Source organism: Epilithonimonas hispanica (assembly GCF_003385395.1).
Lineage (GTDB): Bacteria > Bacteroidota > Bacteroidia > Flavobacteriales > Weeksellaceae > Epilithonimonas > Epilithonimonas hispanica.
On record NZ_QNUG01000064.1, the window covers coordinates 1 to 11,658 of the forward strand.

Genomic DNA, 11,658 nt, shown 5'->3' on the forward strand with positions numbered 1-11,658 from the left:
AACAGGGTCTAACAATATTTTCATTGGCATTGGCGCTGGTAGCCCGGCCACAGGAAACAGAAGCGTAAGTAATAAACTAGCTATACATTCAACCCCCGTCACAACAAGTTCAACCAGCTTTTGGGATAGTATCACGAACAATTATACGGATTACAAATTTGCTTTGATTTCGGGGGATTTTTCTGAAAGATGGTTAAATATCAATGGCAAGCTCAGCGTAACACCTTCCCAAATGCCCAATGCAGACGGAGATTTATCCTATACAAAAAAAGTGGTTGCCAAAGCTGATGGATCATTTGGTTTCGCAACAGAAACGGTTCCTAACGCTCCATCTACCGGAACATATATTCTGAAAAGTGTGAACGGCGTAACAAGTTGGGTAACGCCATAATCATAAAACTATGAAAAACTTTTTTAAATCCTTCTTGCTAATAATTATCCTTTCGCTAACATCTTGTAGAGCTATTATTTCGAATCCGGGCAAACCATTAAAAGATAATTCTTTAGAAATAAATCATAAATATGAAGTTCAGGATTTTACTGCAAAAATCCACAAAATAAAAATCACATCAATTGATAATAATAGTATTTATGGCATTTCCAAGAAAGGAGAGACTATCTCAATCGATAAAAAACAAATCAGGGAAGTGAAAAAAGTAAAGGTCGTGAGTTCCATTGTTGTGGGCATTCTGGCAATTGCGGCGGTCATCTTTGTTCCAATATAGAAAACAACATTTATAAAATCAGATTTGAATTTGAAAGATGAATATTGATGAGCAAAAAGATGAAGTTATTTTTTTCAGAATTAAGAGTGAAAAGAAGAAAGATTGGAAAAAAATCTGTTCCAATAAACAAATTTCCCTGACTAGTCTAATCATCAATTCTGTAGAGAATAGAATGATGGATGACGAGAGACGAAAAGTATTGGCGTTCATTGAAAAACAGGATAACATCTTCGGAAAAATTGAAAATAATATCAATCAAGTTGCAAAAATAGCAAATGGTCAGAAGTTTATCAGCGAAAGTCAACTCAGCAATTTTTCGGATAAGTTATCAGAAATCGTAATTCTGAAAAAAGAACAGAACGAAATATTTACAAAAATCTATGCAAAGCTATCAAGATGATTGTTAAGATAATGGATCCGGCAGGTCCCAGTTTTCCAGGAGTTCATTATAACGATAAGAAAATTGACAAAGGAACCGGAGAATTAATGCTGATGAAAAATTTTCCTTCCTTCATTAACGAATCAAGCAGCAAGGAAGAAGTAAGAAACTATTTGAGAGCTATTTCGATTGGGAACAAAAAAGTATTAAAGCCTCAATTCCACGCGATGATCTCTACGAAATTTCAAGGACATTCGAAGGAAGAGCTGACTAAGATCGCGGCGAATTTTATGGATGAAATGAAATATGGCGAACAGCCTTTCATTGTGGTGTTTCATAAGGATACAGATAATAATCACGTACACATAGTTTCTACCCGAGTTGATAAACAGACAGGGAAAAAGATCAATGACAGTTATGAAAGGCTTAAAGCCCAAAAAGCATTAAGCGTTACAATGGAAAAATTGTATGGTCAGAAACCGGAAGAAGAACTGGAAAAACTGCTGAACTACAAAATAAGTTCGCTTAATCAGTTGGAAACTCTACTCAATAGAAATGGATATAAGATAGGCAAAAACACAAATGATGAAAATTCTTTTAAAATTTTAAAAAACGGGGTAATACAGCAAACACTTTCAGGAAGTCAGATTGTTTTTGATAACAGCAAAAATGATAAAAGGGCAAAGCAGATCAAAGGTATATTAAGCAAATACAAAGAATTGTATTCCACCAAGGTTTTTAAAGTAGAAGATGATAGGCAACTGAAATCGATGCTCCCAAAAGAAAAATTAGAAGAAAATGATTTAAAAGTAAAAATCACTTTTGAAAGTGAACTTCAAAAAAAGTTGAGAGATGTTTTCGGGATCGATATGGTTTTTCATCATAAAGAAAAAAATCCTTTTGGCTACACTGTAATCGACCATAAAACACAAAAAGTATATAAAGGTAGTGATCTACTGAAAATGAATGAAGTATTTGAATTTACTTCTGAAAAGCTGGATAAGAAGACTTTTGAAATCCTGAAGGATTATAATATTCGCAGCCAGGAAACAAAAAAGATCCTGCTTGAATTTTTTAAGAAGAATAATCCGGAAGCAGAAATCAAGGACTTTATGCTTTTTGAAAACCGGGGTAAAAAAGATCTGGAAACCTATCGAAAAGTCCAGTTTGAAGTAAAGGACTTTATTAGAAATAACAAAAACACAAATGATGAAAAAAAAGATATTTCTATAACGACTGCTGAAGACGGAAAGCTGTATGCTGTTCATACCAAGTTCCATTACGTGGGTGAACTTCAGCCATTAATCGGAGAAAAGGAATATCAAAAATTTCTGAATCCCATAAGCGTAAATGAAGTGCAAACAGAAAACCGGACTGAAAATAATGAAAAAACAGAATTAAACAAAGCCGTCAACGAACTTCTTTTTGAGTTGATGAAAAGTTCGGGAACTGCAAAAGACCCTGCCGAAAATGAACTCAAAAAAAGACGAAAAAAGAGACGATAAAGTTGATGGAAAAATCGTCTTCAGTCCAGTAAAAATCAACTAAAACCTATGATCATCACATTTGCTACCCAAAAAGGAGGAACCGGAAAAACGACATTAGCCATAGCTTTTGCCAATTACATTACCGCTATTTCAGAAAGGAAAATCAATGTTTTCGATTTTGATTATCAGAAATCATTTTACTACAAATGGAAAGATGATGAGCTATTGGACATTCCAAAATTGTACGATGTAGAAATTATTGGCGAGGAAGAAGATCAGCCTTTTTCAGACTTTGAAACTCTCATTAATTTAAAAGAAAGCGATGAGATTAACCTCTTTGATTTGGCCGGAACGCTCGATGCAAAATACAGTGATTTGCTCATATACAGTGATTTTATCGTAACACCTTTTGAGTATTCCGATGTTTCTGTAAAATCGACTTTGGTCTTTATCAATATGCTGGGACTATTGGAAAGTGAGGCTGAAAGAGTATTTATCCGTTCCAAATATGATAAAGGCTACAAGTATCTGAATCAGGAAGCAATGGACATTGAGCTCGCAAAATATGGAATGCTGCTGCCAAGTCCGGTATTCAAAAGAAACTGCCTACAAACTATTAATACCAGAAGCCTGATAAGCAAACAAAAATATGCAGTAGAACATACATTCGATGAACTTATAAAATACATCAATGAAACCTCAAAAATCAAAATACAAGTGATTAAAAAGAAGGAAAAAATAAAAGATTCAATACCAACATAAAACAACGATCGACTGACAACTAAATCAATAAAAAATGATAAAAATCTCACTTACCATTCTGGCTGTTTATCTGATGTATTATGCAGGTAATATCTTATACGATCTGTTTCTGAAAAAAGAAAGAGAAACCTATAAAGAAGAGACGGAGGAATTTTCTTTGTCCGAAATTTCCGAACAGTACGAAGATCTTACTGCAACTATAGGGATTGAAGATGTAGAAAATCTCAACACTCCCAAGTCCTTTAATAAAAATGTAATCCATTCTGATATCACTGAAGGAAATGAAGAACGACAAGATCTGGAGTATTTAAGAAAACAATTTGAATCTGAACAAGATCTGGATGAATTCGATAATCCATCAAAAAAGGATTTTACCGAAATTGAAAACCAATCACATCCTGAAAATGCTGAATCAAGCGAAGAGTATTTTGAACAAAAGGAAAAAATATCAACCGAAAAGGAAAATCAGAAACCTAATGAAGTGATTAGCGAAAACCCGATCACGGTTAGTGCAGACCAGAAAACTTCCAGAATTAAAGATTGGAAGGCGATGCTGAATCTTTCTGAAACCCTGGTTCAATTGGTTGCAAATCACGATGGATATAAGGTTTATCAATCCATTATGTAGTTAGTCAACTTAAACAAAATCTAACGTACTGATTATTAGACTTAACAGCGGATTTCCATCCGTTGTCCGGGACTTCTATGCCCAAAATTTAACACTCAATTGATTATTAACCCTTTATAAATTTTTTGAATTATGATGAAAAATTATTTCACAAAAAACGTGACAACAAAGAAAGTTCTAACCCTAGCCTTGGCAATTATGGCGATAACTCCAGCATTTGCACAAGGTGGTGCAACCGCTATTTCAAATGCCGCAAGTGATATCACTGATTATTGGGATCCGGTCAAGCTGATTTTGAAAGCAGTAGGAGGATTGGTCGGTTTTATCGGAGGTCTCCGAGTGTATAATAAATGGACGAATGGTGACCAGGACGTCAACAAAGAGATCCTTGGTTATGGGGGAGCAATGATCTTCTTGATTGTAGTTCCGGAATTCGTAACAGCATTCTTTGCCTAATATGGGATTCTACCTTTATAAGGGGCTGAAAAAGCCCCTTATATTCTTCGGACTCAAAGGGAAATATATCTTTTACGCAGTTGGTGTCATCGGAGGCGGGGTCATTTCAGCATTGGTACTCTCGAAGTTCGGTCTCTTAGGCTCTTTACTTGGTCTTGCAGTCACCGCAGGCGGAGTTTATCTTATCTTCAGAAGACAGGACAAATATGGTTTGTATGACAAAACCAAAAACTTCGATCACATCTTAATTTTTCCCAAAAGGTTAGACAGTAATAAACTTTTAAAGAATGGCAACAACAAAAAAACAGGCATTTAGCATTCCTTTTATCGGATATGATCTTGGAAAGGATTTCAATTGGGATTTTGATGTACTTTTCGGACAATACGGAAACCCTATTATCGGGATCAAGATAAAAAACATTGTCGAGCAATATTCGGCAGATCCTGACAGCTATCTCACTTTCCACACGGTTTTAAATCAGGTGGTATCAATCATTGGAGAAGGAAGAATTGTTCAGAAGCTCGATATTTTTTCAAAAAAGAAATATTCAGCCGAACAATCCAACCAATTTCTACAACAAAAATATTCGGAACATTTTGACGGCAGACTTTTCAAAACCATTGAAACGGTTCTGTTCTTTACCGATATTATTGATGACAAGCTGAAAAAGAAAAATAAGCATTACAATTTCTCTGAAAAAAGCTATAAAGAACTACGGGACAAATGTCAGAAAGTATTGATGCTTTTGAAGCAGAATGACTCTGAACCGCAGTTTTTGTTTGAGAAAGATTTTGAATATTATATATCAGGTGTTTTGTCGATGCAATTTTCCGATTCTCCCATATTTGATAATATCAAAAGCACCAACGAATTTTTGCAGATCGGAAACAGGTTTGTAAAAAATATTTCCTACGTGGATGTAGAAAATATTGATCTTCCTTCAGAAATTGAGCCTTACTCTGTTCTCGGCGGTAACGGTGCAGCAGCAGAAACAGCAGTTGATAATTTTAGTTTTATCAATGAACTAGAAGATTATGAGACCATTGTCTACAATCAGATCATTACGATTCCGCTTCAGGCACAACAGCAGAGGGAACTCGACAAAAAAAAGAAAAAGCACGAAGGAGCAGCCAACAATTCTCCGTCCAACGCCATTATAGCAGATGAAATTCAGACACTGCTTCATAATATTGCCATTGATGGACAGCTCGTTGTGAATGCCCATTTTTCAATCTTATTTTCCGCAGAAACATTGGAGAAAATGGAAAATATTCAGTCAATGATTGAAAATAAACTGTTCACAAAAGGAATCATTGTTTCCAAAAATGCCTACAACCAATTGGAACTTTGGCGATCAGCAATTCCTGGAAATGGAACAGAACTCAGGGAGTATGATCTATTTATGACGACAAGCGAAGCGGCCTTGTGTTTTTTTTTTAAAGAAAGTTACCCCGTCAATGAAGAATCCAATTTCTACCTGAGATTTACGGACAGACAAGGCGTTCCGCTGAAAGTAGATCCTTCGGATTTACCGATGAAAACGGGAAGAATAAACAACAGGAACAAATTTGTATTAGGACCTTCCGGTTCGGGGAAATCATTCCTGATGAACAATATTATCGAGCAGTATTTGACCTACAATTATGATGTGGTCATTGTCGATACAGGAGATTCTTATTCAGGAACCTGCAAATACAAAGGAGGAAGATACATCCAATACACCGAAGAAAGACCAATCACGATGAATCCTTTTCTGATGGATAAGAAAGAATTTAATATCGAAAAAATAGAATTTTTAACCAACCTGATTTTCCTTATCTGGCAAGGTCCGGATTCTTCAATGTCATCAACACAAAAATCCGTTTTAGATAATGTTTTGATGTCTTATTACCATCAATATTTTAACTCAGGAACAGAGTGGTATGAAAATAAAACTTCTGAAGAACTCATTCTCTATCTGGGTAAATACAACATTCACGAAGACGATCTTTTTTCTGAATATGAAAACGAAACCAAAGGACAGCATACTTACTATGATATTTTGGGAATTACTTTCGATGCCAGTTCCGATGAAATAAAGGAAGCGGGAAGAAAATTATTGAAATTTTATCATCCTGACAAGAACATCAATAATCCGGAATATGAAAGCGAAAACTTCTATAAAGTGTATGAAGCGTATGACACGCTGAACGATGAAGAAAGAAGGAAAATATACAATGAAACGCAGTTGATTTTAATCAAGTCGAATGACATCATCAGGCAATCCAGATCAGCAGAAGAATGGAATCAATCCTTTAGAAAAGCCATTATCAGAAAAATAAAAGAACTGGAAGAAAAGCTGGTTGTAACAGAACTTTCCTTCAATGGGTTTTATGATTATTGCGATCAATTTCTTCCTATTTACCTGAATAATAAAAAACATAATATTATAGAGAAAGAGTTTAATCTGCGCACCTTTTTATTTGTACTGAAAGATTTTTACAAAGGCGGAAGGTACGGAACAACGCTCAATGAAAGTGCAGATAATACGCTGTTCGACGAATCTTTCATCGTTTTTGAAATTGATAATGTTAAGGATAATCCGAAACTGTTTCCGATTGTCACGCTCATTATTATGGACACCTTTATTCAGAAAATGAGGTTAAGAAAAGACCGCAGAAAAGCACTCATCATCGAAGAAGCGTGGAAGGCAATTGCGAGTAAACTGATGGGAGGCTACATTCTTTATTTATACAAAACGGTGAGGAAATTTTGGGGAGAAGCGGTGGTGGTAACGCAGGAATTGGATGATATTATTGGCAATGCGGTGGTCAAAGATTCAATTATCAATAATTCGGACACTTTTATATTGCTTGACCAGACGAAGTTCAAAGACAACTTTGATAAAATAGCTTCATTGCTATCACTCAATAAAGTAGAGCAAAACAAGATTTTTACCATCAACAATCTCAACAACAAATTCGGGAGAAGCCGATTTAAAGAATTCTATTTAAAGAGAGGTTCAAAAGGAGAAGTCTATGGAAATGAGGTTTCATTGGAGCAATATCTCACCTATACCACAGAAAAACCGGAGAAATCAGCAGTGGAGTATTATGTTCACCGTTACGGTGACTATGATGAAGCACTACGCAAAATAGTTGGTGATCTCAAAACCTTCGGAGACAGTCTGGAAAACTTAGTGTCACTCGTGAACTTATATCAAAATCCATTGGATGATAAAATCAATTCTTTCTACAGAATGATGAAAAAAGAACACATAGGGAAGAATGTTTTCAAGACTATCACACAGGAATTAGAAGACCAGAATATCAGTTTTTCAGAATTAATAAATAAACAACGATATGAAAAAATTTAGCATTTTATTTTTAGGTTTTGGAAATTTCCTCTATTCACAAAACACTTACATCGACCCCACAGTAACGGCGGCAATGATTCTCTATTCTGAAAATCTAAAAGCCAAACAAAACGAAGTCATTGAGGAAACTTCAAAGTTAAAAGATGCACAAACCTGGGTCGGAACACAGATGGTGGCAGCTAATGACATTCAGAATAAAATTCTGAGGGGTTTAAAAGAGGTTTCCGGCACTTTACAAAATGGAATCCAAGCACAGGAGATCTACTCAGAACTCAATAAATGCTATAATTATTCCTCACAAGTAGTACAATTGGCATCAGAACATCCGGAATATGCCATTTTTGGAGTTAAGGCTTCACAAAAAACCTATGAGCAAAGTTTAAAGATTGTGACCGATGTTTCTGACATTCTCGCCTCCGGAGAGCTGAATCTGGCTACTGCCGGAGATCGATATAAAATTCTGCATAATATTTCCGGTAATGTCAAAAATCTGAAGCTTTGGCTTTTGGCGATAAAATTACGACTGGAAAAAGCAAACCGATTAGGATTCTGGAATTCTATTAATCCATTTGCAGGGTATATCAACACCGACAAAGGTATTGTTGAAAACATAATGAACAGGTATAAACGGAATTTTTAAATTTTTCTATTATGAGAAGAAGAATTCTTGTAAGCTTATTTATTCTGACCGCTTACTTCGTATTGACATCTTCCGGTGGTGGTTCTACACCAGCATGGCAACAGGAAAATGTTTCCTTTCCGATGATGGATATAGAAATCAATGCCACAATGAAAGAGCACGACAGGCAAAAAGAAATGCGGCAAAAGCAAATTGCGAATGCTACTGTAGAAACAGCCAACAGAACCCAATGGAACCAATTCAAAGATAAGATTACCAAAGTTCAGGACAGATTGCGAATTGTTTCATTTGCCATTCAAGCCATACCAACCGGAATAGCAATGAGCAGGGAAATAACAAAAATAACAAACAATCAAACTGCTATTATCAATGAAATAAACGATGCTCCTTATTCCATTGTAGCCGTTTTGCCTTCTCAAGTTCAGTTTGTAGATGACCTGCAAATGGTAACAAGGCTCGTAATGGGAATCGTAATTTCTTATGGGGCAGTTAACCAAATGGAAAAATCAGAACGTAAAGTATTATTGGACTATGCTTTAGGCGAAGTAAAAACATTGAGCAGGAATTCCACACACATGCTTTTGAAGATAAGAGATATTAAGGCCAAAGTAAAACGTAACAAAAGAGCCTTTCAATATTATGTCAATAGGGATAAGCAAGTAGTTGAAAGCATAATGGATAACATCAAATCCTTTTAGAATTGAAATCGAAGATTATTTCCTTTCAGTCGATGAAATCGAAGATTCGGCAGCCCCCAATGTATTCGCAAATTTCATAATGAAAAAATAATAACAATATGAGCAAAAAAATAGTAGCCTTTGGAATGTTGGTACTTTCAGGAATCACTGTTGATAGCCAGCAAATAGTAATTAATGATAAACTTCTGTCACAGATCACCGTCAATCACGGAGTTAGATTAGCAAGCGAACAAACTTTTTTGGATTCGTACGAAAAGCAAAAAGAATTGTATGACGATATCAACAATAAGATAACACAGATCATAGCCATTCAGGAGTACATCTATCAACAGCTGAAAAATGTTAATTCAGCACTTACCCAGAGTAAAAAACTTATCTACCTCTATCAGTATTTGGGTAAAATCGTGACGAACTCCAATAAAATGCTGGATCTATCCGCACAGCATCCTGAATATTCGGTACTCATTTCAAAATATTATGTTGAAATAGGGAAGCAGACGATGAAGCTTCAACAGGAAGTTACTCAGGATATTCTCAAAGAGGACAAAGATTTTCTGATGGATGCAATGGATAGAGAAATGCTGATTGAAAAGATCTTTACCCGTGTCAGAAATATCAATGGAAATATTTTATACATCAATCTGCGATTAGAGAATGCTAAGAAAATTCCCTACCTGTATCAAGTTCCTGTTCTCCGCAACTACATCAATATAGACAAGGCCATTGTTGGCGACATCATTACGAAATTCAATCACATCTTTAATTAAAACATCATGAAAAATTTAGTAAAAAAAATAAGCATCCTACCACTTTTACTCTTGACAGTTGCACTCTCTGGACAATTCAGCGTCAAGAGATTAAATGACCCTTCCATTGTTGCTCAACATAAAAGAATGGTCTTTCAAGATTGGGGAGATTGGAGACCTTATCCAAAATATTTTTTAGGCATCCAAACCAATTTTGCTTATGCAACGGTTTGGGGGTTGTGGTCTCCAAAAATCAACAGGGATTATAAAAATGGTGAAGACATTAGACCATTAAAACCGACAGGGGTGCAAAATCAAAGATTCGCTCAATTAAAATTTCAGGAAGAAGAAGCAAAAAAAATAAAAGCCGCTTCGGACACCATCCATAAAAGAAGCGTTCAGGATTTTGCCCATTGGACTTCCGCCACCGTTGACGCAGACCCACTTTGGTTGCTGTATTACAAAAGAATGCTAAAACCAATTACCGAATTCCCCGACCATCCACAAAATTTTATTGAATGGAGATTGAAAGACCAACAAACGTTTGAAACGCTCAGCACAACAGGAACAATAAAAAGACTTCAGGAAGAACTGGATTTAATCAAAGAAAAATATTCAATGTCCAGAAGTATGGATATGCCAAGAGGAAAACGATTCATAATGTACCACCAAACCCTCATCAAGTGGAGAAAATTTGTAACGGAATTAAGGAAGCACAATAACAAGACAACACTTCTTACAGATTACAAGAATATTCTGAAAAACCATTCAAATTATGCTTTGCCACCTGCGTGGACACCGGCATCAGACCAACAAATTGTTCATAATATGATGAATCATTATAAACACCGATTTTAAAAATGAATAAAACGATAACATTAACTTTTTGCTTATTAGCAATTCTTTTACCTGCTATGGGTTTCGCCCAAACAGACGGCGATTATAGCAATCTACTCCAATTTTTAAAAGGTGACGGTGCTTTTGAGAAATGGTTTATGGAGGTTTTTACAAAGCTTGATAACAGAGTACAAGAAAGTGCTGCAGGATCTGCTTTGGTAGGTAAAGCAATTGGCGGTTTAGGCGCTCTGATGTACCTCGGATATATGGGCTGGCAAATGGCAGCCGGAGATAGAGAATGGGAAATCACACCGATGCTGAAACCAATCCTTATAGGATTTACCCTATAATACTGGAGCGGATTTGTCAGTATGATTCAAGCACCATTTGAAGCCATTGCCGAACCCGGAATCTCAATTTTCAGCGAAATAGAATCTGAAGTTAACGACTTACGTGTTGAGAGATTTAAAAAGCAGCAACAATTACTCGATGCCGTCATAAAACTGAAAGCGGAAGAAGATGCGAAGCAGGAAGTCATTGAGAACACTACTGAAGATGCCGATGATTCATGGTTTGACATCAGTGAGGGATTGGATAAATTAATACAGCCTATCAAAGAATGGTCTATCAGGATGGAGTTTCAAATGCAAAAATTAGTCGCGGAACTTATTGAATTTTGTTGCCTTTCTATTCTTCGGATTTGTGTCTATCTTATTTTCTTCATTCAAAAAATATGGGCTTATATATTAATAATTCTAGGTCCTATAGCTGTTGGAATGGCATTGATTCCCGGATTTGAAAATTCATTATACAGTTGGGTCTCCAAATTCATCAACATTAATCTCTACACTTTTGTTGCCTATACGATCATCAACATCGGTCAGCAATTGATCGCTTCCGGTTATACAATGGAGATCGAAAGGTATGATACCTTATTATCCAAT

The 11,658-nt window shown here is 35.8% G+C and carries 14 protein-coding genes and 1 pseudogene; all 15 read left to right on the top strand.

All coding sequences use genetic code 11. From position 1 onward, the window contains the following. Nucleotides 1-391 (top strand): annotated as a pseudogene (locus tag DRF58_RS16855) (hypothetical protein); the annotation flags it as partial. A gap of 10 nt (nucleotides 392-401) precedes the next feature. After that, complete coding sequence (locus tag DRF58_RS16860; protein ID WP_116037051.1) at nucleotides 402-725, top strand: bacteriophage spanin2 family protein; 324 nt, start codon at nucleotides 402-404, stop codon at nucleotides 723-725. Between the two features lie 37 nt (nucleotides 726-762). Further along, entirely contained in the window at nucleotides 763-1,125 is a 363-nt protein-coding gene (locus tag DRF58_RS16865) for a hypothetical protein (protein WP_116037052.1), read from the top strand. Then, complete coding sequence (locus DRF58_RS16870) at nucleotides 1,122-2,609, top strand: relaxase/mobilization nuclease domain-containing protein (RefSeq protein ID WP_116037054.1); 1,488 nt, start codon at nucleotides 1,122-1,124, stop codon at nucleotides 2,607-2,609. The genes DRF58_RS16865 and DRF58_RS16870 overlap by 4 nt, the downstream gene beginning before the upstream one ends. Before the next feature lie 48 nt (nucleotides 2,610-2,657). Beyond that, nucleotides 2,658-3,353, top strand: a complete 696-nt coding sequence (locus DRF58_RS16875) for a ParA family protein (protein WP_051879936.1) — start codon at nucleotides 2,658-2,660, stop codon at nucleotides 3,351-3,353. A gap of 34 nt (nucleotides 3,354-3,387) precedes the next feature. Then, complete coding sequence (locus tag DRF58_RS16880; RefSeq protein ID WP_123902439.1) at nucleotides 3,388-3,981, top strand: hypothetical protein; 594 nt, start codon at nucleotides 3,388-3,390, stop codon at nucleotides 3,979-3,981. Between the two features lie 135 nt (nucleotides 3,982-4,116). Continuing rightward, nucleotides 4,117-4,437: a DUF4134 domain-containing protein gene (locus tag DRF58_RS16885; RefSeq protein WP_379883807.1), complete on the top strand. Its 321-nt coding sequence runs from the start codon at nucleotides 4,117-4,119 to the stop codon at nucleotides 4,435-4,437. 1 nt (nucleotide 4,438) lies between these two features. Continuing rightward, a complete protein-coding gene (locus tag DRF58_RS16890) occupies nucleotides 4,439-4,753 on the top strand; it encodes a DUF4133 domain-containing protein (protein ID WP_034975939.1) in 315 nt (104 codons plus the stop codon). Beyond that, nucleotides 4,725-7,793 carry a TraG family conjugative transposon ATPase gene (locus tag DRF58_RS16895; protein WP_116037057.1) on the top strand — a complete coding sequence of 1,023 codons (3,069 nt, stop codon included), beginning with the start codon at nucleotides 4,725-4,727 and terminating at the stop codon, nucleotides 7,791-7,793. The genes DRF58_RS16890 and DRF58_RS16895 overlap by 29 nt, the downstream gene beginning before the upstream one ends. Beyond that, the gene (locus DRF58_RS16900) at nucleotides 7,780-8,433 is read left to right on the top strand and encodes a hypothetical protein (protein ID WP_116037058.1); all 654 of its coding nucleotides are present in this window, start codon (nucleotides 7,780-7,782) and stop codon (nucleotides 8,431-8,433) included. The genes DRF58_RS16895 and DRF58_RS16900 overlap by 14 nt, the downstream gene beginning before the upstream one ends. Before the next feature lie 11 nt (nucleotides 8,434-8,444). Beyond that, nucleotides 8,445-9,131 (top strand): hypothetical protein, encoded by a 687-nt coding sequence (locus DRF58_RS16905; RefSeq protein WP_116037060.1) that lies wholly within the window; start codon nucleotides 8,445-8,447, stop codon nucleotides 9,129-9,131. Between the two features lie 98 nt (nucleotides 9,132-9,229). Continuing rightward, nucleotides 9,230-9,898, top strand: coding sequence for a hypothetical protein (locus DRF58_RS16910; protein ID WP_116037061.1), 669 nt, complete (start codon nucleotides 9,230-9,232; stop codon nucleotides 9,896-9,898). Between the two features lie 6 nt (nucleotides 9,899-9,904). Continuing rightward, on the top strand, nucleotides 9,905-10,735 hold the full coding sequence (locus DRF58_RS16915) for a hypothetical protein (protein ID WP_116037063.1): 831 nt from the start codon (nucleotides 9,905-9,907) through the stop codon (nucleotides 10,733-10,735). Nucleotides 10,736-10,737: 2 nt separating this feature from the next. After that, nucleotides 10,738-11,064 (top strand): hypothetical protein, encoded by a 327-nt coding sequence (locus DRF58_RS18845; protein ID WP_245955555.1) that lies wholly within the window; start codon nucleotides 10,738-10,740, stop codon nucleotides 11,062-11,064. 21 nt (nucleotides 11,065-11,085) lie between these two features. Next, nucleotides 11,086-11,658 (top strand): type IV secretion system protein (locus DRF58_RS18850; RefSeq protein ID WP_245955556.1); only part of this gene is annotated, 573 nt, incomplete at its 3' end.